The following is a 22162-nucleotide window of genomic DNA, read 5'->3' as shown; positions in this document are numbered from 1 at the left end:
CAAGACTCGACTGAAACTGGAGAGAACCATGGAAGCACAAGTTCTGGGCATGACCGCAATTGCCGTTTCTCTGTTGATCGGCCTGGGTGCCCTCGGCACCGCCATCGGCTTCGGCATCCTCGGTGGCAAATTCCTGGAAGGCGCCGCGCGTCAGCCGGAAATGATTCCGCAACTGCAGGTCAAGATGTTCATCGTCGCCGGCCTGCTCGACGCCGTGACCATGATCGGTGTCGGTATCGCCCTGTTCTTCACCTTCGCCAATCCGTTTGTCGGTTAACGGCACCGTTCGTGGCCCACGAGGCCTCCGGTGACCCTAACCCCAAACCCGTGACGCGAGAGGTGCTGGCGTGAATCTGAACCTTACACTGATTGGTCAGGCCATTGCCTTTGCAGTCTTCGTCTGGTTCTGCATGAAGTATGTATGGCCCCCGGTCATGCAGGCCCTGCAGGAGCGACAGAAGAAGATTGCCGATGGACTGGATGCAGCCAGCCGTGCGACCCGTGATCTCGAACTGGCTCAGGAAAAGGCCGACGAGACTCTGCGGGAAAGCAAGGAACAGGCGCAGCAGATCCTGGAACAGGCCAACAAGCGGGCCAATCAGATCGTCGAAGAAGCCCGCGACAACGCGCGGGCCGAAGGCGAGCGCATCATTGCAGGCGCTCGCAGCGAAATCGATCAGGAGATCAATCGCGCGAAGGAAGAGCTGCGTGCCCAGGTATCGCTGCTGGCCGTAGCCGGTGCAGAGCGCATCCTGGAGTCCTCCATCGACGAAGCCAAGCATCGTGAGCTCGTCGACAAGCTCGCTGCCGAGCTCTAAGGAGGCGCACCATGGCTGAATCGTCTACCGTCGCTCGACCCTACGCCAAGGCGGCGTTCGAGTTCGCGCGCGATAACAAGGCGCTCCAAGCGTGGTCCCAGAGTCTGTCACTGGTCGCTCAGGCGGCCGGTGATTCCGATGTCCGTGAACGCATTCTCGGCAACCCGCGGCTGACCGCTGACGACAAGACGCGTCTGCTGCTGGAAGTCTGCGGTGACGAACCTCTCGACGAAAGTGTAGGCAACTTCCTGCACCTCGTCGGTGAAAAGGGGCGTCTGGCTGCGTTGCCCGACATCCACGCCGAGTTCGAGGCGCTGCGCGCCCAGCAGGAAAAGCGGGTCGATGTCACCATCGTCTCCGCCTTCGAGCTGGATGACGCGCAGCAGTCCGTGCTCGCCGAGGCTCTGAAGAAGCGCCTGAATCGTGAAATCTCCATTACCACTCAGGTGGACCGCGAGCTGCTAGGCGGCGTGATCCTGCGTACCGGCGATACCGTCATCGACGGTTCGGTACGCGGTCGATTGCAACGTCTGCGCGAAGCGCTCACCGCCTGAGTTCGAGGGACATGGCATGCAGCAACTGAATCCTTCCGAGATCAGCGACATCATCAAACAGCGTATCGAAAAGCTGGATGTCGCGTCCGAAGCCCGTAATCAGGGCACCGTCGTCAGCGTCGCTGACGGCATCGTTCGCATCCACGGCCTGGCCGATGCGATGCTGGGCGAAATGATCGAATTCCCCGGTGGCATCTTCGGCATGGCGCTCAACCTTGAGCGCGACAGTGTCGGTGCCGTGGTCCTGGGCGACTACTTGGAACTCGAAGAGGGCATGACCGCGCAGTGTACCGGTCGTATTCTCGAAGTGCCGGTAGGTCCGGAACTGGTCGGCCGCGTGGTCGATGCGCTGGGCAACCCGATCGATGGCAAGGGCGACATCGACGCCAAGATGACCGACGCGATCGAGAAGGTCGCGCCGGGCGTCATCACGCGTCAGTCCGTCGACGAGCCGATCCAGACCGGCCTCAAATCGATCGACGCCATGGTGCCGATCGGCCGCGGTCAGCGTGAGTTGATCATCGGCGACCGTCAGATTGGTAAATCGGCGGTAGCGCTCGACGCGATCATCAACCAGAAGGGCAAGGGCGTCACCTGTATCTACGTCGCCATTGGCCAGAAGCAGTCGACCATCGCCAACGTGGTGCGCAAGCTCGAAGAGCATGGTGCCATGGACCACACCATCGTGGTCGCGGCCGGCGCTGCCGATCCGGCAGCCATGCAGTATCTGGCGCCGTATGCCGGTTGCACCATGGGCGAATACTTCCGCGATCGCGGTCAGGACGCCCTGATCGTCTACGACGACCTCTCCAAGCAGGCCGTCGCCTATCGTCAGATCTCGCTGCTGCTGCGTCGTCCGCCGGGCCGTGAAGCCTATCCGGGTGACGTCTTCTATCTCCACTCGCGTCTGCTCGAGCGTGCAGCCCGCGTCAACACCGACTACGTCGAGAAGTTCACCAACGGTGAAGTGAAAGGCAAGACCGGTTCGCTGACCGCACTGCCGATCATCGAGACCCAGGGCGGCGACGTCTCCGCGTTCGTACCGACCAACGTGATCTCGATCACCGACGGCCAGATCTTCCTCGAGACCGGCCTGTTCAACTCCGGTATCCGTCCGGCGATCAACGCCGGTCTCTCGGTATCGCGTGTCGGTGGTTCGGCCCAGACCAAGATCATCAAGAAGCTCGGCGGCGGCGTGCGTCTGGCACTCGCGCAGTATCGCGAGCTGGCGGCGTTCTCGCAGTTCGCTTCCGATCTGGACGAGGCGACCCGCAAGCAGCTCGAGCACGGTCAGCGTGTCACCGAACTGATGAAGCAGAAGCAGTACTCGCCGTTGTCCGTGGCCGAGATGGGCGTCACGCTGTACGCCGCCAACGAAGGCTTTCTGGACGACGTCGCGGTCGACAAGGTGCTGGACTTCGAACGTGCCCTGCACGACTACATGAAGTCCGAGCATGCCGATCTGCTCGACAAGATCAACCAGAGCGGCGGATACGACGACGAGATCCAGCAAGGTCTCAAGTCGGGTCTCGAGTCGTTCAAGTCCACTCAGACCTGGTAAGCGGCGCGGCTCGCTCCATCGCGTGATGTGAGCGAGCCGGCTTGCCCGGCTGAGCGGCATGAATCAGGTGATCCGCGATGGCAGCTGCAAAAGAGATCAAATCCCAGATCGGGAGCATCAAGAACACGCAGAAAATCACCAGCGCCATGGAAATGGTCGCTGCGTCGAAGATGCGTCGGGCTCAGGAACGCATGGCGGCCAGCCAGCCCTATGCCAAACTGATCCGCCGGGTGGTCGGCCACGTCGCCGAGGCCAATCCGGAATACCGGCACGAGTACATGGTCGAGCGCGAGGTCAAGCGCGTCGGTTATATCGTCGTTTCCAGTGACCGCGGTCTGGCCGGTGGCTTGAACGTCAACCTGTTCAAGGCGGTGGTCAACCATGCCCGTAGCTGGGACCAGAAAGGCGTTGGCGCGGATTTCGCGGCTATCGGCAGCAAGGCCGGCGGCTTCTTCCGCAAGCGCGGCGGCAACCTGCTGGCGGCCAAGAAAGGCCTCGGCGATGCCCCGGAAGCCCAGGATCTGGTCGGTAGCGTCAAGGTGATGCTCGATGCCTTCGACGAAGGCAGTCTGGATCGGCTCTATGTGGTGTACAACGAATTCGTCAACACCATGAGCCAGAAACCCGTGGTTCGTCAGTTGCTGCCACTGGCGGCGTTCGACGAGGGCGAGGACGGGGAAGAACAAACCGGTCCCGGTGCGACACAGAACTGGGACTACCTGTATGAGCCGGATGCCAAGACCCTGCTCGATCACCTGCTGGTTCGCTATGTCGAATCCCAGGTGTATCAGGCCGTGGTCGAGAACGTGGCCTGCGAACAGGCTGCGCGCATGATCGCGATGAAGAACGCGACCGACAACGCCGGCAATCTGATTGACGATCTTCAACTGGTGTACAACAAGGCGCGTCAGGCGGCCATTACCCAGGAGATTTCGGAAATCGTCGGCGGTGCCGCGGCGGTATGACGGTATCGTCGCCTGCGAGGCGGCGATCTCGAGTACGGCTTGGCCTAACAGGTTTCATTTGCAGGTTTACGAGGAACCACTATGAGCGGACGTATCGTACAAATCATCGGCGCGGTGATTGACGTAGAGTTTCCGCGGGACGACGTTCCCAAGGTCTACGACGCGCTGACGGTCTCGGGTAAAGAGGCCGTTCTCGAAGTGCAACAGCAGCTCGGCGACGGCGTGGTTCGCGCTATCGTCATGGGCTCCAGTGAAGGTCTCCAGCGGGGCATCGAGGTAGTCAACACCGGTGCGCCGATTTCGGTGCCGGTCGGTAAGCAGACGCTGGGCCGCATCATGAACGTGCTGGGCGAGCCGATCGACGAAGCCGGCGAGATCGATGCCGAGCGCATGCCGATCCACCGTCAGGCACCCGGCTATGCGGATCAGGCCGCATCCAGCGACCTGCTGGAAACCGGCATCAAGGTCATCGACCTGGTATGCCCGTTCGCCAAGGGCGGCAAGGTCGGCCTGTTCGGCGGCGCCGGTGTCGGCAAGACCGTCAACATGATGGAGCTGATCCGTAACATCGCCACCGAGCACAGCGGTTATTCCGTGTTCGCCGGTGTCGGCGAGCGTACTCGTGAAGGTAACGACTTCTATCACGAGATGCAGGAATCCAACGTTCTCGACAAGGTCGCCCTGGTCTACGGCCAGATGAACGAGCCGCCGGGCAACCGTCTGCGTGTCGCCCTGACCGGCCTGACCATCGCCGAGAACTTCCGTGACGAAGGTCGCGACGTCCTGCTGTTCGTCGACAACATCTACCGCTACACCCTGGCCGGTACCGAAGTGTCGGCACTGCTGGGTCGTATGCCGTCGGCGGTGGGTTACCAGCCGACTCTGGCCGAAGAGATGGGCGCCCTGCAGGAGCGTATCACCTCGACCAAGACCGGCTCGATCACCTCCGTCCAGGCCGTCTACGTGCCGGCGGACGACTTGACCGACCCGTCTCCGGCAACCACCTTCGCCCACCTGGATTCGACCGTGACCCTGTCGCGCTCCATCGCCGAGCTGGGTATCTATCCGGCCGTCGATCCGCTCGACTCCACCTCGCGCCAGCTCGATCCGCTGGTCGTCGGCGAAGAGCACTACAACACCGCTCGCGGTGTGCAGAACGTGCTTCAGCGCTACAAGGAGCTCAAGGACATCATCGCCATCCTGGGGATGGACGAGCTGTCCGACGAAGACAAGCTGGCCGTGGCACGGGCGCGTAAGATCCAGCGCTTCCTGTCGCAGCCGTTCTTCGTCGCCGAGGTCTTCACCGGTGCGCCCGGCAAGTACGTGTCGCTGCAGGAAACCATTCGTGGCTTCCAGGGCATCCTCAACGGCGACTACGACGACATGCCGGAACAGGCGTTCTACATGGTCGGCACCATCGACGAAGCCGTCGAGAAAGCCAAGAGCATGAAGTAAGCCTGCAGACTCCCGGGAGATATCGCTATGGCCACATTTCAGTGTGACATCGTCAGTGCCGAGAAGGAGATCTTCTCGGGCAACGTCGAGCAGCTCATCGCTGCCGGCGTGGCCGGCGATCTGGGTATCCTGCGCGGTCACGCGCCGCTGCTGACCGAGCTCAAGCCCGGTCCGGTGCGCGTGATTCAGGAAAGCGGTGAAGAAGAGCTCTACTACGTCACCGGCGGCTTCCTCGAAGTGCAGCCGAACGTGGTTTCGGTACTGGCGGATACCGCCACCCGAGCCAGCGATCTCGATGAAGCGGAAGCCGAGCAGGCGCGTCAGCATGCGCTGGCCTCGCTCAACGAGAAGCAGACCGAGCTCGACTACGCGCGTGCCGCTGCCGAGCTGGCGGAAGCCACCGCTCAGCTGCGCACGCTGCAACAGCTGCGTCGCAAGGGTGGTCGCGGCTGACGGCAATCGCCGTGCACCGGCGCAAGTACCCGTGCAGTACACGCTAGTGCGGTACCTGAAGGCGACTCCCCGGAGTCGCCTTTTTCGTGGCCGCACGGTTCTTCCCGGATCCTCTGTCAGGGCGCGTCTTAAACGCTAGAATGACGCCCGGTTTCCATTGAACAGCGAAGGACTAACGCCATGACCCTCGACGTCGTGATTCTGGCCGCCGGCCAAGGTACCCGCATGCGCTCGAAGACACCCAAGGTGCTGCACGAGCTGGCGGGCCGTCCCCTGGTTCAGCACGTCGTCGATACCGCCGCGGGGCTGGAGAGCGCCAGGCTGCATGTAGTGGTCGGCCACGGTGGCAAGGCGGTGCGCGAGGCGCTGTCGAAAGCCGGGCCGACACCCGACGATCGCGAACTCGCCTTCTGCGAGCAGGCCGAGCAGAAGGGCACCGGGCATGCGGTAGCCCAGGCGCTGGATGGCCTCGGCGATGGCAAGGTGCTGGTGCTCTACGGTGACGTGCCGCTGATCCAGGCCAGGACCCTCGAAAGCCTGCTCGACGGCGTCGACGAGCAGCACATGGCGCTGTTGACGGTGACGCTCGACGATCCCGCCGGCTATGGCCGGATCGTGCGCAACGACAAGGACGCGGTCGTCGCCATCGTCGAACACAAGGATGCCGATGCCGGCCAGCGCGCCATCCGTGAGTGCAACACCGGCATCATGGCGATGACCAGCGCACAGCTGCGTCGCTGGCTGCCGCAGCTCTCCGCCGAGAACGCCCAGGGCGAGTACTACCTGACCGACGTGATCGCCATGGCCGCGGCGGATGGCGTCGAGGTCAAGGCGACCCAGCCGAGCTCGCCGGTCGAAGTCGAGGGTATCAACGATCGCCGTCAGCTGGCGGCACTGGAGCGCGCCTATCAGCGTCGCCAGGCGGATCGCCTGATGGCGGCAGGAGTCAGTCTCGCGGACCCGCAGCGTTTCGATCTGCGGGGAGAGGTCACCATCGGCCGGGATATCCGGATCGACGTCAACGTGATCCTGGAAGGTCAGGTGACGCTGGAAGACGACGTGGTCATCGGTCCCAACTGCGTGATCAAGGACAGCATCCTGCGGCGCGGCGCGGTGGTGAAGGCCAACAGCCATCTGGAAGGCGCCGAAATGGGCGAAGGCAGCGACTGCGGCCCGTTCGCCCGGCTGCGCCCCGGCACTCGTCTCGGCGCCAAGGCGCATGTGGGTAACTTCGTCGAGACCAAGAACGCCACGCTGGGCGACGGCGTCAAGGCCGGGCACCTGAGCTACCTGGGCGACGCCGAGATCGGCCGCGACACCAACATTGGCGCCGGTACCATCACCTGCAACTACGACGGCGCCAACAAGCACCTCACCCGGATCGGCGAGCGGGTCTTCGTCGGCTCCAACACTGCCCTGGTCGCGCCGCTGGCGATCGCCGACGACGCCACCATCGCCGCCGGCTCCACCATCACCCGCGAGGTGGCGCAGGGCGAACTGGCGCTGGCCCGCAGCCGTCAGGTGGCCAAGCCTGGCTGGCAGCGGCCGGTGAAGACGCCGAAGACTTGATATGTTCGGGTCCTCGCTCGGGACTTATTCAATTCAAACGAGATCACTACTGACGAGAGCTTTACGACTGTCGTCGTCGTTATTGCGAGGGGCAAGCCCCTCGCGCTCCCCTTTTTCGCGCCACAGGCTCAGGAAACCCCGAGTCGATCTTCGTCTGTGCTTCGGGTCGGCGCGTAAGGACATCTGACCGCCATGGATGGCGGAAATGCAGAAAATGCAGGAGCTATTTTCTGCTCTGTCCCGGCGCGCCTCTAGCGTCCTGCTTCGCTAAAACATCCTGTCCCGCTTGCAGGGCCGGGGTTGGCCATCCATGGCCAACCCGTTCGGCGAACCAGACATCACTCAGATATCTGGTTCGCCTCACCCATGTCGCTAGACCCGGCTCGCCGAAGGTCGCTCGGGCTGAGCCTGGAAGGCGCTATAGGGCGGTTTCTTTCCAGCAACTGGGGAAACTTGCTGTTCAGCCTTCAATATTGGACATCACCGCCTCATGCACTGCTGCCAGCGGTCGTCGACCCGATTGGCGAACCATGCCGTGGTCAGGTTGCGGGTGATCTTGGGGCTTTCGAGCTTGATACCCGGTAGCCGTGCGTAGGGGATCGGCTGGTTTTCCTGTCGGGCCGCCAGCGAATAGACCTTTTCATAGAGCTCGGTCTGCTCGAATTCGAGGGAGTTCTCCTGCTCGAGCGCGTCGCGGATCTCGCCGTCGTCCATCTCCAGCTGGCGTTTCAGCGTGCGAACCGCCAGTTCGGTCTGCCCGGCCTGGCGGGAGCCGGGAATGATCAGGTCGCCGTCGAGCGCCAGCGGAATGCCGGAAAGCTGGCTCACCGCGGCCTGGAATGCGGCGTTGCGGCTGGCGTACCAGCCGGCGTTGAAGTCGGCGAAATGATAGATCGGCTCGTCGTAATTCGCGGGATAGTCGAGCAGGTGGGCAATCCCGAAATAGAGCCCGCCGCGCCGCGTGAACACCTCGTGACGAATCGAGTCGTCGATCGGGTACGGGTAGTGCTCGGCGTCGTTTTTGAGATAGTCCTCGGCGAAATCGACGCTGACCTGCATCGGGCCGCCGGTATGCACCGGGTTGAGGCTACCGAAGAGCTGGCGGCCCAGCGGCGCCATGCCGATGAAATCCTCGAAGATCTCGCTCATCTCCCGCTCGGTGGTGATGTGGTCGAGCCGCTCGCTGTAGGTCTCGCCGGTGGGCGACTCGAGATTCAGGCCCGCCTCGACCAGAAAGCCGGGAATGTGCAGCGCGCTGGCGCGACGCTCGATCTCTTCCCGGGCGATGGTCGAAAGATTGGGCACGCTGGGGTCGGCCGTATAGGTCGACTCCTGCTCGATCACCGCCAGCACCGAGCAGAGATTGTCCCGGGTCGCGGGCAGATTCTGAGCCGAGAACGCGGCGGTAATGTCCGTCGCCCAGCCATCGCGATCCTCGGCGGAGGCGGGAATCAGCGAGACCAGTTCGTTCTTCACGCTCGCCGGGCGCTGCTCGAAGCCGGGCTGAGGCGCCTGGGTGCTACAGCCGGCCAGCAGGGTCAGAGCAAACGCCGGCGCCCAGCGAAGCCTGGAAAGGCGTGTGAATCCCTTCATGCGCTCAAATGCTCCTTCAGTCTCTGCATCATCGCATCGCAGCGATCGAGCTGCTCGATAGCGATGAACTCGTCCGGCTTGTGGCCCTGATCCATGCAACCGGGGCCGCAGACCACGGTGGGAATGCCGGCTTCGTGGAACAGCCCGCCCTCGGTGCCGTAGGCGACGGTGCCGAAGTCATCGCGGCCCGACAGGGCGGCGATCAAGCGCGCCACCTCGCTCGAGGCCTCGGTGGTCAGCCCCGGGTAGGCCTGCAGCGGTTCGAACACGATATCGGTGTTCGGCTCGACCGCACGCATCCGGGGGAGCAGCTCGTTATCGGCGTAGCTGCGCATCTCGCGCTCCACCTCGCCGGCATCGAAGCCCGGCAGCGAGCGCACTTCCCAGTCGAAGCGGCATTCCGACGGCACGATGTTGAGCGCGCGGCCACCCTCGATCACGCCGGTCTGAATGGTGGAAAAAGGCGGGTAGAAGCGGTTGTCGTGACGCGCCGGATCGGCCAGCCGCTCGCCAATCTGGTTGAGCCGAGTAATCATCCTGGCGGCGTACTCGATGGCGTTGACGCCTTCCGGCGCGTAGGCGGAGTGGCAGGGCGCGCCATGCACCCGACAGCGCACGCCGAGCTTGCCCTTATGGCCCAGCACCGGCCTGAGCTCGGTGGGCTCGCCGATGATGCAGGCCAGCGGCTTGTGCGGTCTGCCTTCCAGCATCGAAATGATCGAACGCACGCCGAGACAGCCCACTTCTTCGTCATACGAAAACGCCAGATGGATCGGCGTCTTCAGCTCGGTCGCTTTGAGGCTTGGTACGGCCGCCAGCACGCAGGCGAGATAGCCTTTCATATCGGCGGTGCCACGGCCGTAGAGCTTGCCGTCGTGCTCGGTCATCTCGAACGCCGGCACCGTCCACGGCTGGCCATCCACCGGTACCACGTCGGTATGGCCGGAAAGCACCACGCCGCCGCGATCGGTCGGGCCGATCGTCGCCCACAGGTTGGCCTTGCTGCCATCGTCGTTGTGAATCAGCTCGCTATCGACGCCGTTTTGGGCGAGATAATCACGCACGAATTCGATCAGCGCGAGGTTGGACTCGCGGCTGACGGTATCGAAGCCGATGAGTTTCCCGAGGAGTTCCTGACTGGTCATGTCTGGAGGCCTTTTATGGTTGTTTCCGATGGCGACCATGATGCCGAGCCTGCCCAATGGTGGCTACCTCGTCATCCCGAGTATCGCAGGACTTGACGAGTTTGCCTCAATAAGCTTTGATTCGAACCTGTTAACTTTCGAATCGAAAGATAAAGGCCGAGTCTCGAAACCTGAATCATGCCCAAACGCGATACTGCCCAGCGCCGTCATGCCATTCTTGCCTACGTCAACGAACATGGGGAAACCCCGGTCGAGACGTTGGCGAGCCGCTTCGCGATCTCCGAAGTCACCGTCCGCAAGGATCTCAACACGCTCGAGCGCAGCGGCCTGCTGCTACGGCGCTACGGCGGCGCGGCGCCACTGCCCCAGGAGATGCTGAGCGAGCCGGCGCAGATGCTGTCACCGTACAAGCAGGCTATCGCCCAGGCGGCGCGAGCGCGCATTCGCGAGCACAACCGAATCATCGTCGACAGCGGCACCACCACCGCCGCGCTGATCGGCGAGCTGGGCGGCCTGCGCGGGCTGGTAGTGATGACTAACTCGCTCGCCGTGGCCGGTGCGCTGCGCGAGCTGGAGTCGGAACCCGCGCTGCTGATGACCGGCGGCACCTGGGACCCGCATTCGGAATCCTTCCAGGGCCAGGTCGCCGAACAGGTACTGCGAGCCTACGACTTCGACCAACTCTTCGTCGGGGCCGACGGCATCGATCTCGAACGCGGCACCACCACCTACAACGAACTGTTCGGCCTGACCCGCGTCATGGCCGAGGTCGCCCGCGAGGTGGTGGTGATGGTGGAGGCCGACAAGATCGGCCGCCGTATCCCCAATCTGGAACTGCCCTGGGCGCGCATCGACACGCTGGTCACCGACTGGCGAATCGGCGATGACGCGGCGGCGGCCATCGAACGCCAGGACGTGACGCTGGTGGTCGCCGAATCGCCCGCCGAGCGGTAAGACAAAACGGACTCAGAAAGGAATCGACTATGTGTGGAATCGTCGCCGCGCTGGCTGCGCGCAACGTACAGGGCATCCTGCTGGAAGGGCTGAAGCGACTCGAATATCGCGGCTACGATAGCGCCGGCATGGCCGTGCTGAACGCCGACGGCGAGCTGGCCCGCCAGCGTGCCAAGGGCAAGGTCGCCGCGCTCGAGGAGAAGCTCGAACAGGGTGCACTGACGGGCAGGATCGGCATCGCGCACACTCGCTGGGCGACCCACGGCAAACCGTCCGAAGTGAACGCTCACCCACACTTGGCACGCGAGCGGCTGGCGATCGTCCACAACGGCATCATCGAAAACTTCGAGCCGCTCAAGCGCGAACTGGAAGCTGACGGCGTGGTGTTCGAATCGGAGACCGATACCGAAGTCGTCGCCCACCTGATCGACCGCGCCTTTCGACATCGGGACAGCGCCAATCAGGACGGTGGCGAGACCAGCGACCTGCTGGCGGCAGTCCGGGCGACGCTCGACAGGATCGACGGCGCCTATGCGCTGGCGGTGATGCATGCCGATGCACCGCGGGAGATCGTCGGCGCCCGCAAGGGTAGCCCGTTGGTGGTCGGCGTCGGCATCGACGAGAACTTCCTGGCCTCCGATGCGCTGGCGCTGCTGCAGGTCACCGACCGCTTCATCTATCTGCAGGAAGGCGACGTGGTGCGCCTGTCTGATGTCAACGGCATCGAGATCTTCGCCGCCGATGGTCAGCCGGCCGAACGCCCGGTGCATACCTACGAACATGGCGACAGTGCCGCCAGTCGTGGCGAGTATCGTCACTTCATGCTCAAGGAGATTCACGAGCAGCCCGCCGTGATCGCCGCCACGCTGGAGGGCCGGTTGAGCGGTTCCCACGTGCTCGAAAGCAGCTTCGGCGTCGGCGCCAGGGCGCTGTTCGACCAGGTCAAGCAGGTGCATATCGTCGCCTGTGGTACCAGTTACCATGCCGGCATGGTGGCACGCTACTGGCTCGAGAAGCTGGCGGGCCTGCCGACCCAAGTCGAGGTCGCCTCCGAGTATCGCTACCGCGAAGTCGTCGTGCCGGAAAACACCCTGTTCGTCACGCTCTCCCAGTCCGGCGAGACCGCCGACACGCTGGCGGCACTGCGCTACGCGAAGAGCCGCGCCGACAGTCTCGACGAGCACGGCGGCCAGGGTTATCTCGGCTCGCTGGCGATCTGCAACGTGCCCGGCAGCTCGCTGACCCGGGAATCCGACCTGTCGCTGATGACCCAGGCCGGGCCCGAGATCGGCGTCGCCTCCACCAAGGCCTTCACCACCCAGCTCGTCGGGCTGATGCTGTTGACGCTCTCGCTGCGTAAACAGCGGGGTGACGAACGGGAAACGGCGCTGGTCCAGGCGCTGCGCGGCCTGCCGGCGGTTCTCGACAGCGCGCTGGCCATGGACGGGCCGATTGCCGAGCTGTCGGAAGCGTTCGCCGAGAAGCACCATGCGCTGTTCCTGGGTCGCGGCACCCAGTTCCCGATTGCCCTGGAAGGCGCGCTCAAGTTGAAGGAAATCTCCTACATCCACGCCGAGGCGTACCCCGCAGGCGAGCTCAAGCACGGCCCGCTGGCGCTGGTCGACGCCGACATGCCGGTGGTCGCCGTCGCCCCCAACGACGAACTGCTGGAGAAGCTCAAATCCAACCTGCAGGAAGTTCGCGCCCGGGGCGGCGAGCTGTTCGTATTCGCCGACGAAGGCGTCGCGTTGACCGCCGCCGACAACCTGCGCGTGCTCCACGTACCGCCTGTGGATGAATTGCTCGCCCCCATCGTCTACACCCTCCCGCTGCAGCTGCTCTCCTATCACGTCGCCGTGCTCAAGGGCACCGACGTCGACCAGCCGCGCAACCTGGCCAAAAGCGTCACGGTGGAATAGCAAGTCACGGTGGAAGAATGCGTTGCGAATAACGCGTGGTGATGGAATGCCGCGAGCGATGAAGACCCGCCAAGAGCGGCGGTCTTCATCCGGCAAGGCGTTAGCCGTATCGGTTGTATCGGTCGTTCAACCGGCCGCCGCCGACCACACCGCGCCGGTCAACTCACACGATACTGTCCACAGCCGGTCTTCCACTGCCTGATCCTTGGCCGTCTTGCTGCGATGGGCGCGCTTGGGTTCGCCGCGGGTTTCGCTGAAGCCGTCGGGGCCGAAGTAATCGCCGCCATTGACGCCGTCGGCGAGCGCCGCATGAAGGGTGGGTTTGGCGCCTTCGGTGGCGGATTGGCTGAGCAGCGGCATTACCAGCTTGAAGACCTGGCCGGCCAGTGCGCGGCTCTTCACGCCGGCATCGAACAGCGCGGTGCGTGAAAGCCCCGGATGCGCGGCGAGGCTCGACAGCCCCCAGCCGTGGCGGTCGCTCTGCTTCTGCAGCGCCTGGGCAAACAGCAGCATGGCGAGCTTGGACTGCCGATAGGCGCGCCACGGGTCGTAGTGCGTGTCGGCTTTGGAGTCAGAACCGAGATCGTCGAAATCGATCCTGCCGCTGCGATGGGCGAGGCTGGAAAGCTGGACGACGCGTGGCGCTCGACCGTGGCGGGAAGAGGCCACCAGCAGCGGCAGCAGCAGGCTCGTCAGCAGAAAGTGGCCGAGATAGTTGACGCCGAACTGGCGCTCGAAGCCGTCTTCGGTACGCTCCAGCTTCGGCGGCGCCATGATGCCGGCATTGTTGATCAGCCGTTCCAGCGTGGTTTCGCTTTTCCATAGACGGGCCGCGAACTGACGCACGGACTCGAGACTATCGAGATCGAGCAGCTCGAAGCGAACGGCGGCACCGGACCGATGCTGGCGAACCGCGTGACAGGCGAGCTTGCCCTTGTCGGGGTGGCGGCCGGCGATGACGACCCGATATCCCGCGCTTGCCAGACCCTTGGCGGTTTCCAGGCCGAGGCCGGCGGTGGCGCCAGTGACAATGGCCAGCGGCGGCGATTCAGCGTCACTCATGGAACCTCTCATCAACGTTTGCTCACCAAGCCTTTCATCAAGCTTGTCATCAAGCTCTTCACCCAGGCCTCTCATCGGTCTTCTCATGACTCTTATTCCCGTCCCCCGTCTGCCTCGGCTGGCCAGGGCAACTGCCGGCGGCGGATCGCGATGAAGAGAAGCTGTTCATCGAAGCGGTCCACCCAGGATAGCGGATAAAGACAAGACAGCCAGATTATTAATTGAAATTAAATATTATCACCAATCGTGGTTTTTACTTTTATATATATAGTCTATGCGGCTTTATCTTCAATCGGGTTACATTCGACATTAATAATTTAATTGACGTCGAGTCGGTGGGGGCTACTTTGAGAATACGCGTTTCCAATGCGTCAAAGGTTAAAATGTTATTTAACTTTGATCAAATCAGGGAGTCACCTGTCATGGCCAATTCAGAAGAGCAGACGAACCCTCGCACGGCATCCGGTGTGTCCTTGTCGGGCAGCGAGCCGGGTGCCACGACGGGTTCCGCCGATCGTTCGCCGCAGGATGACATGCGCGACAAAGGTCGCGAAACGGCTGACGAGATCCGGCAGACGGCGCAGCACAAGGCCGAGGGCGTCTTCGACCAGCAGAAGGGTGTCGCCGCCGATCAGGCGAAGAGCCTGTCTTCAGCCTTCCGCAAGATGGCGCAGGAGCTGGACGATCAGAATCAGGGCTATCTGTCCGGTTACGCCAAGCGCATGGCCGACTGTACCGATACCGCCTCCGAGCGCTTGCGAGACCAGGACATGAACGGGTTGATGGGGCAGGTGCGGGACTACAGCCGCCAGCAGCCGGCACTCTTCATGGGGGGCGCGGTCGCGGCGGGGTTCGTGCTGGCGCGGTTTCTGAACAGCTCCCAGAAGCGTGACGAGACGCCATCGCCGCAAGGCAGCGGAAACACCACGTCGGCGAGCATGTCCTCCACGACCGACTCGAGACATTCGAGCGATCGTGCCGACAAAGGGCTTTATTGATTATCGAATGGATACTTCGACTCATTGCAGCGTCTTTTAACGCAACCGAAAGTAATCCTGAAGTTGGCGGGCAGCCGATATTTCTCGCCAGCGGTTTTCACTGATGGATAACCATCGAGCGTGATTCGCAGGAAGCGGCTGTTGGAAGTGCTTCATTTGGAAGCGCTCATTGAAAGTGATCCATTGGATGCGCTCCTTGAATGAGCGCACGCAGATCAATTCGACACGCCTTGATTCCTTCAAAAGCCAGGGAGGCTAAGTATGGATACTGATAATCGTAATTCGGGAGAAAGCGGCTCGTTCGGCTCGCTGATTTCCAGCCTGACGCACGAAGTGACGGCGCTCGTCCGCGATGAGGTCGAACTCGCCAAGGCGGAAATGCGGGAGAAGGTGTCGCAGGTAACGACGAGCGTCACCTCGATGGCGGTAGCGGGCGGCGTATTGCTGAGCGGCTTTCTCGTCCTGCTGGCCGCGGCCGTGTTCGGGCTGGATACCTTCCTGCAACGGCCCTGGCTTTCCGCGCTGATCGTCGGTGCCATCGTGGTCGTCATCGGCTTCATCATGCTGCAGAGCGCCAAGAAGAAGCTGAAGAGCGCCAATCTGGCACCCAACCGCACCATGGCCAGTTTCAGGAAGGATCAGGACATGGCGAAGAAGCATGAAGGTCAGGTCAAGGAGGAGTTGAAATGAGCGACCAACACGAACAGCGCAAACCCGAAGAGATCGAATCCGACATCAAGCAGCATCGTGAACGTCTCGACGATACGCTGGGGCAGATGGAAGAGCGTTTCTCCCCCGAGAAGCTGGTCAACAGCGCCTTCGACTACGTTCGCCACGGCGGCGCCAACGAGTTCGCGTCCAACCTGAGCAGCACGATCAAGAACAACCCGACGCCGTTTCTCGTCACCAGCATCGGGCTCGGCTGGCTCTTCTGGTCCCAGCGCAACGGCGGCCAGCACGCCTCGTCATTGAACATGCCCAACCGCCGTTACGATCCCTATGCGACGTCGACGGCCGGCGAAGCGATGGCGGCCGACGACCTGACATCCGGCATGCCGAACGGTACCCAGGGCACCGATCAGTCTTACGCCCATACCCAGCCCCACACCTCGGGGCACACCGCTGGCGCTGGCGGAAAGGCGCGCCATATGTCGGATAGCGTGAAGGATCGAACCCACGCCATGTCCCACGGGCTGCACGACCAGGCCTCGCGCTTCGGCCACGGCTCCCGTAACGCCATGCATGGCGCTTCCGACCGCGCGCAGAGCTTCAGTCACCAGACTGCGGAGTTCGTCAGGGATCATCCGGTGATGGCCGGTGCGATCGGCATCGCCATTGGCGCCGCGCTGGGCGGGATTCTCCCGTCGACCCGTACCGAGGATCAGCGCCTCGGCGGGCTGCGCGACAAGGCCATCGACCGCGCCTCGCGAGAGGGCGAGCGTTACGCCGACGAAGCGCGTGGCAAGATCCACGAGAAGACCGAGCACCAGAGCGGCGCCGGCCAGGATTCGCGCCAGGGTGGCACGGGCTCGCACGAGACGGATTCACACGAAACAGGTTCACGCGGAACGGGCCCGCACGGAGCGGCCTCGCACGGAGCGGGTTCGCCCGGATCGAACTCTCATGAAGCGGGCTCGCACGAGACGTCCGGATCCCGCGGCACCCTGGGTTCGGCGGCGACCGGCATGCCCGGCGTCACCGCGGAGGAGATCGACAAGGGGCAGACCGCCGTGCCGCCCACGGCCACGACGCCCGGCTCCGCGAAAGAAGCCACCGATTCGAATCCTCGCCCCACGCCCCTCAAGGGCGGCGGAATGCACAGCGACGATCCGCGTTCGGACGGCAACGACCGTTGATGCACGAGTTCGACACGTCTCGATAGGGTGCGCCTTCGTGCCTGAATCGAGGCGGTGAATCGCAAATTCGCTGGCAGAACCAGAACCGGGAGCCCGTTGGCTCCCGGTTTTTTTGCGATCTCGAGGCCGGCAAATCCCGCCGGGCTCAGTCCGTTTTCGGCATCAATACCCACATTTCGCCGCGCTGCTTCATCCGGCTGGCGGCTTCCCCGGCGGCATCGCCGTGGCCCCAGTAGAAGTCCGCCCTGACCGCGCCCTTTACCGCGCTGCCGGTGTCCTGCGCCACCATCAGGCGTTGTAGCGGCTGGTTGGAGAGCGGCTGAGTCGTGGAGAGGAACACCGGCGCGCCCAGCGGAATCTCGTCGGGATCGACCGCGATGCTGCGCTCGGAGGTCAGCGGCACGCCCAGCGCCCCCACCGGACCGCTGGTATCGGCCAGCGCCTCGTCGCCCTTGAGTTCGCGGAAGAACACCATGCGCGGGTTGACGTTGAGCATCGCCTCGACCTCGCCCGGATGCCGGCGCGCCCAGTCACGCACGCCGGGCAGCGTGGCCTGGGCCGGGGTGATCTCGCCTCGGTCGATCAGACGTCTGGCGAAAGACTTGAACGGCTGGTTGTTGGTGCCGGCATAGGCCACGCGCATGGTGGTGCCATCGGTCAGCTCCACGCGGCCGGAGCCCTGGATCTGCAGGTAGGCCGCCTCCACCGGATCGTCGACCCACACCAGCTCCGTGCCGTCGAGATCGCCGCTGCGCATCAGCTCGGCGCGGGTGGGGCCGACGTGGGTGTGCTTCTTCCAGTACTTCGGATACTGATAGAGCGGCGTCTGGTACGGCCCGCCACGCACGCGGGAACCGCGCAGGATCGGCTCGTAGTAGCCGGTGATCAGCCCGGTGGCGCTGCCGTCGCTGTTGGTCACCCGGTAGGGCACGAAGCGGGATTCGAAGAAGTTCTGAATCGCCTGGGCGTTGAGCGGATCCACCGATTGCGAATCGCGGCATACGCCCGCCCACACCGGCTTGCGCTCGAGCCGCTTGCAGCTCTCCCGGAATGCGCTCCACGCCGCCATCGGCTGGTCACGGCTCCAGCCCGGCAGGTTGTGCCAGTTGGTCTTGCGCGCCGGCTGTTCCACTCGCGCCTCCGGGCTGCCGCTCGGGGCGGTGGTTACCACCGGGCCGCTGGAACAGCCGGCCACGAGCACGGCGAAAAAGAGACAGGCCAGCAGCGAAGGGAAGTGGCGTGATGACGCGAACGGGCGCGGAACGCTGGAGAGCATGCAGATTCGATCCTTGAACACGATGCAGTCGGAAAGAGTGACAAACCGTCGAGTGAAAACTGAAGCGAGCATATCGCCGCCGCTCGATGGCGTCGAGTCGGCGGTTCGATCCGCCAAATCCCTGCAAGTTCGCTCGCCGGCGCATTACACTGTGCCCTTTGCCTTCGCCGCAGGATCGTCCCATGACCCACGTCATCTCCATTCAGAGCCACGTCGCCTATGGCTACGTCGGCAATCGTGCCGCAGTGTTCCCGCTGCAGCGGCTGGGGCTGGAAGTCACCGCCATCAACACCGTCCAGTTCTCCAACCACACCGGCTACGGCGCCTTCACCGGCGATGTCTTCAGCCCCGATCACCTCAGGAACGTGCTGGACGGCGTCGCATCGCTGGTCGGGCTCGATGGCGTCGATGCCGTGCTTTCCGGCTACATGGGTGACGAAGGCATCGGCCGCGCCGTGCTGGATAGCGTCGACCGCGTCAAGCAGGCCAACCCGGAAGCGCTCTACTGCTGCGACCCGGTGATGGGCGATATCGGCCGCGGTTTCTTCGTCCGCGAAGGCATTCCCGAATGGATGCGCGACCACGCCATCGCTCGTGCCGATATCGTCACCCCCAACCAGTTCGAGCTCGCCTTCCTCGCCGGGCGCCAGATCGACACGCTGGAAGACGCGCTCGATGCCGCCGCCGCCCTGCGCGCCAAGGGCCCCAAGGTCGTGTTGATCACCTCGCTGGAGGTCGCCGGGGACGACGAGGGCCATATCGGCATGCTGGTCGACGCCCCCAGCGGCAGCTGGCGGATCGCCACCCCCAAGGTCGATTTCGCCATTCCGCCCAACGGCGCCGGCGACTTCACTGCCGCCATGTTTCTCGCCCACAGCCTGCGCGCCGGCCTCACCGAAGAAGGCCCCGCCCGCGCCCTGGAGCAGACCGCCGCCGCCGTGCAGATGCTGTTCGAACACACCCGCCGCGCCGGCACCCGCGAACTGGCCGTGATCTCCGCGCAGCAGGATATTGTTTCGCCGACGGTGACCTTGCATGCCGAACGCCTCCGCTAAACCGAAAACTGGCTGTGCTCAGTCATACGGCGTTAAAAATCGGCTCAAAGTACTCATTTGCACCGCGTAAACTGGTACGCCAGCCCGGTCCGTTTTCGCCGATTTTTGCCTTGTCTGACCATCGCTCGCCGACTTTTCGGAGTCTATGACTGCATGGAAGCAAAACTATGTTGATTGATGAGTCTGCACCGTCGCTCTACCTGGGCATGGCAATGTGGGCCAACGCCGACTGGCAAGGCTCCCTGCTGCCCGCTCATGGCGATGTGGAGCTGCGCGACTACGCCAGCGTGTTCAACGCCGTGGAGGGCAACACCACCTTCTACAGCGGCATTCCCAAGGCGGAAACCGTCGCCGCCTGGGCCGAACAGGCGCCGGAAACGTTCCGCTTCTGCTTCAAGCTGCCCAGCCAGTTGACCCACGCCAAGCGCCTGCGCGATATCATTGAGGAGTTCGAACGCTTCATCGAACGGCTCTCGCCCCTGAAGAATCGGCTCGGCCCGATCATGATTCAGCTACCGCGGGATTTCGGCCAGGCAGAGCTGCCCGCGCTGGAGCGATTGCTCACTCACTGGCCACGGGAGATACCCCGCGCAGTCGAGGTCCGGCACAGTGATTTTTTCCACAAAGGGGCACCGGAACAGGCATTCAACCGCTTGTTGATAAGTCAAGACGCCAATCGTGTAATGCTCGACGTGCGTGCCCTCTTTGCCACACCCCCAGGACTTGACAACCGGCTCGCCAAGGCGCAGGGCGAAAAGCCCAAAGTCCCATTACACGTGCTCTGCACGGCGGTCAATCCCGTTATTCGCTTTATCGGACACTTCGACGAAGCCATTAATCACGCCCGTTTCGAACCGTGGATAGAACGCCTCATCCTGTGGATAAAACAGGGGAAAACCCCTTTTCTCTTTGTGCATACACCGGATAACCGACAGGCGCCGGAACTGGCACGAAACTTCTACAACCGGATCGCCGAACGGATCGAATTGCCGCCGTTGGCGGAGTTTCCCGGTGAGCGACAGGAATCGCTGTTTTAGCCAAATCTGAAACAGGCTGTTGATAAACCGTTCGGTATGTTTCGCTCCCAACCGGATCTCGACACGCGCCGTCGCCAATCTTCACGACCGCCAAAAACCGCGAATAAAGTTGATCTTCACGTAAAGGTCAAATAGCGCTAGGGTGGGGAAAATCAGAAAAGAGAATAATGCCGTGTCCGGCCAGACTTACGCCATTGGCGAACTTGCGCAACACTTCGATGTGACCACCCGCACCATCCGCTTCTACGAGCAGGAAGGCCTGCTCTCCCCCGAGCGGCGCGGCAAGACCCGCGTCTACCACGAGAAGGACCGCGTCCGCCTCAAGCTCGCCCTGCGCGGCAAGCGTCTCGGCTTCTCGCTGATCGAAATCCGTGAAGTGCTCGATCTCTATGACACCCGCCACGACGGCAGTGTTCGCCAACTTGAGCGCCTGCTCGAGATCCTCGCCGACAAACGCGCCAACCTCGAACGCCAGCTCGAAGACATCCGCATCATGCAGCGCGAACTCGACCAGGTCGAAGAGCGGTGCAAGGGTGCGCTGGGAGAGTTGAAGGCGGCTGAAAAGCGCTCTTGAGCACGGCTTACACCTGAAATCTCACCATCAAGACCGTCGATTTTCCTCGACATCGTCAGCCAACCAGGCCTTGATCAGCGACTGATACGGCATATCCCGCTTGTTGGCTTCGATCTTGATGCGATCCAGCAACGATTCCGGCAACCTCAGCGAGATCGTCTTGGTCGATGGCTTCAGATTGGGGAGCGCGGCACGCTTGGCCTGGTTCCAGTCCACATAGTCCGTGGAGTCATGGCTTTCCCAGAACGCGCGCTCTTCCGCTTCACTCTTGAATTCAGGCGTCGTCTTGGTTTTGCTCATAAATCCTCCGCTCCTTACGGTGCATGTCTCGGGCCGAGATAACTCGGATCAACGTACCGGCCGCGCGTAAGGTGAACGTGATGTGTAGCTGCCGATGATCGTCCGCGATGCCGAGGGCATGATATCGAGGTTCATCCTGGCTGTGCTTAATGTCTTCGATCAGCAGCAGTGGCTGATTAAAAAACACCTGTTCGGCCTCGGATTGGCGCACGCCGTGCTTATCCGCACTTTTGCGGGCATTGCCCTTGTCCCAGTCGAAACCGGTTATCTGCGCCAAATCGATCATATTTTGTATATTGCCATAATATACATCTCACGCAAGTGGCGTTCCCTTTAACGGAGCAGCAAAAAGACCCGCGTCTACCACGAGAAGGACCGCGTTCGCCTCAAGCTAGCCCTGCGCGGCAAACGGCTGGGTTTCTCGCTGATCGAGATCCGTGAAGTGCTCGGCCTCTACGCCACCCGCCATGACGGCAGCGTCCGCCAACTTGAGCGCCTGCTCGAGATCCTCGCCGACAAACGCGCCAACCTCGAACGCCAACTGGAAGACATCCGCATCATGCAGCGTGAACTCGACCAGGTCGAAGAGCGGTGCAAGGGCGCGTTGGGAGAGTTGAAGGCGGCGGAAACGCGGTTCTCAGCATGGTGCGCACCGCGTCCGGCCCGACACAGCCTTCATCTGCCGACCCCTACGAGATAGAACCTTTAAGGCACAACTGCCTGGCTGATGCTTTCGTTGGCGTTGCCTGCCATGTAACGGTTGGTTACTGTGAATGAGACGTCACAACAGATGGGTTACCTGGTCAAAAAGGCTCAGAAACTGCCCGCGGAGATGATGCGAACCCGCATCATGCTGCATGGCGGGCGGTAGCGTGCCTGTTTGACCGTTAGCCCGCCTCATTCACGAGGGTGCTGATTGAGCGGTCTGAAGGTACTGACTGGTGGCATCGCTTATCAGGATCGGCTTCTTCAGCGCGAATAGCTGTTGAGTAATGCCAAAACGCTGAAATTTCCCCGC

Annotated in this window: 23 protein-coding genes; 17 read left to right on the top strand and 6 right to left on the bottom strand. The window is 62.8% G+C overall.

The window, feature by feature from the left end; translation table 11 throughout:
* Positions 1-28 precede the first annotated feature (28 nt).
* The 8 genes from atpE (at position 29) to glmU (ending at position 7375) form a co-directional block, all read left to right on the top strand.
* Entirely contained in the window at positions 29-277 is a 249-nt protein-coding gene (gene atpE / locus R3F72_RS15695; protein WP_011508579.1) for a F0F1 ATP synthase subunit C, read from the top strand.
* A 70-nt stretch (positions 278-347) separates the two neighbouring features.
* Positions 348-818: a F0F1 ATP synthase subunit B gene (locus R3F72_RS15690; protein ID WP_087720434.1), complete on the top strand. Its 471-nt coding sequence runs from the start codon at positions 348-350 to the stop codon at positions 816-818.
* Between the two features lie 11 nt (positions 819-829).
* Complete coding sequence (locus tag R3F72_RS15685) at positions 830-1372, top strand: F0F1 ATP synthase subunit delta (protein WP_087720435.1); 543 nt, start codon at positions 830-832, stop codon at positions 1370-1372.
* 16 nt (positions 1373-1388) lie between these two features.
* The gene (atpA, locus tag R3F72_RS15680; protein ID WP_087720436.1) at positions 1389-2933 is read left to right on the top strand and encodes a F0F1 ATP synthase subunit alpha; all 1545 of its coding nucleotides are present in this window, start codon (positions 1389-1391) and stop codon (positions 2931-2933) included.
* A gap of 77 nt (positions 2934-3010) precedes the next feature.
* Positions 3011-3898, top strand: a complete 888-nt coding sequence (gene atpG / locus R3F72_RS15675) for a F0F1 ATP synthase subunit gamma (RefSeq protein ID WP_303853940.1) — start codon at positions 3011-3013, stop codon at positions 3896-3898.
* 81 nt (positions 3899-3979) lie between these two features.
* Positions 3980-5353 carry a F0F1 ATP synthase subunit beta gene (gene atpD, locus R3F72_RS15670; protein ID WP_087720438.1) on the top strand — a complete coding sequence of 458 codons (1374 nt, stop codon included), beginning with the start codon at positions 3980-3982 and terminating at the stop codon, positions 5351-5353.
* 27 nt (positions 5354-5380) lie between these two features.
* Positions 5381-5806: a F0F1 ATP synthase subunit epsilon gene (locus tag R3F72_RS15665; RefSeq protein ID WP_087720439.1), complete on the top strand. Its 426-nt coding sequence runs from the start codon at positions 5381-5383 to the stop codon at positions 5804-5806.
* Positions 5807-5986: 180 nt separating this feature from the next.
* The gene (gene glmU, locus R3F72_RS15660) at positions 5987-7375 is read left to right on the top strand and encodes a bifunctional UDP-N-acetylglucosamine diphosphorylase/glucosamine-1-phosphate N-acetyltransferase GlmU (RefSeq protein WP_303853936.1); all 1389 of its coding nucleotides are present in this window, start codon (positions 5987-5989) and stop codon (positions 7373-7375) included.
* 480 nt (positions 7376-7855) lie between these two features.
* Here glmU and R3F72_RS15655 read toward each other — a convergent pair whose 3' ends face one another.
* Entirely contained in the window at positions 7856-8968 is a 1113-nt protein-coding gene (locus R3F72_RS15655; protein WP_303853934.1) for a DUF1615 domain-containing protein, read from the bottom strand.
* Complete coding sequence (argE, locus tag R3F72_RS15650) at positions 8965-10113, bottom strand: acetylornithine deacetylase (RefSeq protein ID WP_087720442.1); 1149 nt, start codon at positions 10111-10113, stop codon at positions 8965-8967. Before argE ends, R3F72_RS15655 begins: the two co-directional genes overlap by 4 nt.
* Positions 10114-10290: 177 nt before the next feature.
* Between argE and R3F72_RS15645 the strand changes: the two genes are divergently transcribed.
* Together R3F72_RS15645 and glmS are read left to right on the top strand one after the other, a co-directional pair.
* Complete coding sequence (locus R3F72_RS15645; protein WP_087720443.1) at positions 10291-11067, top strand: DeoR/GlpR family DNA-binding transcription regulator; 777 nt, start codon at positions 10291-10293, stop codon at positions 11065-11067.
* Positions 11068-11096: 29 nt separating this feature from the next.
* Positions 11097-12986, top strand: a complete 1890-nt coding sequence (gene glmS, locus R3F72_RS15640) for a glutamine--fructose-6-phosphate transaminase (isomerizing) (RefSeq protein ID WP_332780127.1) — start codon at positions 11097-11099, stop codon at positions 12984-12986.
* A 126-nt stretch (positions 12987-13112) separates the two neighbouring features.
* Here the strand turns inward: glmS and R3F72_RS15635 are convergent, their stop codons facing one another.
* Entirely contained in the window at positions 13113-14048 is a 936-nt protein-coding gene (locus R3F72_RS15635) for an oxidoreductase (RefSeq protein WP_332780126.1), read from the bottom strand.
* A 422-nt stretch (positions 14049-14470) separates the two neighbouring features.
* On the opposite strand from R3F72_RS15635, the gene R3F72_RS15630 reads away from it, so the two are divergent.
* The 3 genes from R3F72_RS15630 to R3F72_RS15620 all read left to right on the top strand — a co-directional run bounded on the left by R3F72_RS15630 (position 14471) and on the right by R3F72_RS15620 (position 16902).
* Entirely contained in the window at positions 14471-15046 is a 576-nt protein-coding gene (locus tag R3F72_RS15630) for a hypothetical protein (RefSeq protein ID WP_303853928.1), read from the top strand.
* A 261-nt stretch (positions 15047-15307) separates the two neighbouring features.
* The gene (locus R3F72_RS15625; RefSeq protein ID WP_071230522.1) at positions 15308-15736 is read left to right on the top strand and encodes a phage holin family protein; all 429 of its coding nucleotides are present in this window, start codon (positions 15308-15310) and stop codon (positions 15734-15736) included.
* Positions 15733-16902, top strand: coding sequence for a DUF3618 domain-containing protein (locus R3F72_RS15620; protein WP_332780125.1), 1170 nt, complete (start codon positions 15733-15735; stop codon positions 16900-16902). Before R3F72_RS15625 ends, R3F72_RS15620 begins: the two co-directional genes overlap by 4 nt.
* Before the next feature lie 145 nt (positions 16903-17047).
* Here the strand turns inward: R3F72_RS15620 and mltA are convergent, their stop codons facing one another.
* Positions 17048-18178: a murein transglycosylase A gene (gene mltA / locus R3F72_RS15615; protein WP_087720840.1), complete on the bottom strand. Its 1131-nt coding sequence runs from the start codon at positions 18176-18178 to the stop codon at positions 17048-17050.
* 182 nt (positions 18179-18360) lie between these two features.
* On the opposite strand from mltA, the gene pdxY reads away from it, so the two are divergent.
* The 3 genes from pdxY (at position 18361) to R3F72_RS15600 (ending at position 20844) form a co-directional block, all read left to right on the top strand.
* Positions 18361-19233, top strand: a complete 873-nt coding sequence (gene pdxY, locus R3F72_RS15610) for a pyridoxal kinase PdxY (RefSeq protein WP_332780124.1) — start codon at positions 18361-18363, stop codon at positions 19231-19233.
* Positions 19234-19400: 167 nt separating this feature from the next.
* Positions 19401-20270: a DUF72 domain-containing protein gene (locus R3F72_RS15605; protein ID WP_332780123.1), complete on the top strand. Its 870-nt coding sequence runs from the start codon at positions 19401-19403 to the stop codon at positions 20268-20270.
* Between the two features lie 172 nt (positions 20271-20442).
* The gene (locus R3F72_RS15600) at positions 20443-20844 is read left to right on the top strand and encodes a MerR family transcriptional regulator (protein WP_087720846.1); all 402 of its coding nucleotides are present in this window, start codon (positions 20443-20445) and stop codon (positions 20842-20844) included.
* A 27-nt stretch (positions 20845-20871) separates the two neighbouring features.
* Here R3F72_RS15600 and R3F72_RS15595 read toward each other — a convergent pair whose 3' ends face one another.
* Together R3F72_RS15595 and R3F72_RS15590 are read right to left on the bottom strand one after the other, a co-directional pair.
* Positions 20872-21144 carry a BrnA antitoxin family protein gene (locus R3F72_RS15595; protein ID WP_087720848.1) on the bottom strand — a complete coding sequence of 91 codons (273 nt, stop codon included), beginning with the start codon at positions 21142-21144 and terminating at the stop codon, positions 20872-20874.
* Positions 21119-21430, bottom strand: a complete 312-nt coding sequence (locus tag R3F72_RS15590) for a BrnT family toxin (protein ID WP_087720850.1) — start codon at positions 21428-21430, stop codon at positions 21119-21121. Before R3F72_RS15590 ends, R3F72_RS15595 begins: the two co-directional genes overlap by 26 nt.
* A gap of 111 nt (positions 21431-21541) precedes the next feature.
* Here R3F72_RS15590 and R3F72_RS15585 point away from each other — a divergent pair, with 111 nt between their 5' ends.
* Positions 21542-21844: a MerR family DNA-binding protein gene (locus R3F72_RS15585; protein ID WP_332780141.1), complete on the top strand. Its 303-nt coding sequence runs from the start codon at positions 21542-21544 to the stop codon at positions 21842-21844.
* Positions 21845-22162 lie beyond the last annotated feature (318 nt).

The sequence above is a fragment of the Salinicola sp. 4072 genome, from assembly GCF_036663415.1.
In the GTDB taxonomy this organism is placed as follows: domain Bacteria; phylum Pseudomonadota; class Gammaproteobacteria; order Pseudomonadales; family Halomonadaceae; genus Salinicola; species Salinicola salarius_A.
Note: the sequence above shows the minus strand (reverse complement) of the source record. Positions and strands in the feature narration are given on the sequence as shown.

Coding starts and splice junctions, on each gene's coding strand:
- R3F72_RS15595 (WP_087720848.1), bottom strand. CDS start 21,144: ATGAGCAAAACCAAGACGACGCCTGAATTCAAGAGTGAAGCGGAAGAG.
- glmU (WP_303853936.1), top strand. CDS start 5,987: ATGACCCTCGACGTCGTGATTCTGGCCGCCGGCCAAGGTACCCGCATG.
- R3F72_RS15625 (WP_071230522.1), top strand. CDS start 15,308: ATGGATACTGATAATCGTAATTCGGGAGAAAGCGGCTCGTTCGGCTCG.
- R3F72_RS15635 (WP_332780126.1), bottom strand. CDS start 14,048: ATGAGTGACGCTGAATCGCCGCCGCTGGCCATTGTCACTGGCGCCACC.
- R3F72_RS15655 (WP_303853934.1), bottom strand. CDS start 8,968: ATGAAGGGATTCACACGCCTTTCCAGGCTTCGCTGGGCGCCGGCGTTT.
- R3F72_RS15630 (WP_303853928.1), top strand. CDS start 14,471: ATGGCCAATTCAGAAGAGCAGACGAACCCTCGCACGGCATCCGGTGTG.
- pdxY (WP_332780124.1), top strand. CDS start 18,361: ATGACCCACGTCATCTCCATTCAGAGCCACGTCGCCTATGGCTACGTC.
- R3F72_RS15605 (WP_332780123.1), top strand. CDS start 19,401: ATGTTGATTGATGAGTCTGCACCGTCGCTCTACCTGGGCATGGCAATG.
- argE (WP_087720442.1), bottom strand. CDS start 10,113: ATGACCAGTCAGGAACTCCTCGGGAAACTCATCGGCTTCGATACCGTC.
- atpG (WP_303853940.1), top strand. CDS start 3,011: ATGGCAGCTGCAAAAGAGATCAAATCCCAGATCGGGAGCATCAAGAAC.
- R3F72_RS15590 (WP_087720850.1), bottom strand. CDS start 21,430: ATGATCGATTTGGCGCAGATAACCGGTTTCGACTGGGACAAGGGCAAT.
- R3F72_RS15665 (WP_087720439.1), top strand. CDS start 5,381: ATGGCCACATTTCAGTGTGACATCGTCAGTGCCGAGAAGGAGATCTTC.
- atpD (WP_087720438.1), top strand. CDS start 3,980: ATGAGCGGACGTATCGTACAAATCATCGGCGCGGTGATTGACGTAGAG.
- glmS (WP_332780127.1), top strand. CDS start 11,097: ATGTGTGGAATCGTCGCCGCGCTGGCTGCGCGCAACGTACAGGGCATC.
- atpE (WP_011508579.1), top strand. CDS start 29: ATGGAAGCACAAGTTCTGGGCATGACCGCAATTGCCGTTTCTCTGTTG.
- R3F72_RS15620 (WP_332780125.1), top strand. CDS start 15,733: ATGAGCGACCAACACGAACAGCGCAAACCCGAAGAGATCGAATCCGAC.
- R3F72_RS15645 (WP_087720443.1), top strand. CDS start 10,291: ATGCCCAAACGCGATACTGCCCAGCGCCGTCATGCCATTCTTGCCTAC.
- mltA (WP_087720840.1), bottom strand. CDS start 18,178: ATGCTCTCCAGCGTTCCGCGCCCGTTCGCGTCATCACGCCACTTCCCT.
- atpA (WP_087720436.1), top strand. CDS start 1,389: ATGCAGCAACTGAATCCTTCCGAGATCAGCGACATCATCAAACAGCGT.
- R3F72_RS15685 (WP_087720435.1), top strand. CDS start 830: ATGGCTGAATCGTCTACCGTCGCTCGACCCTACGCCAAGGCGGCGTTC.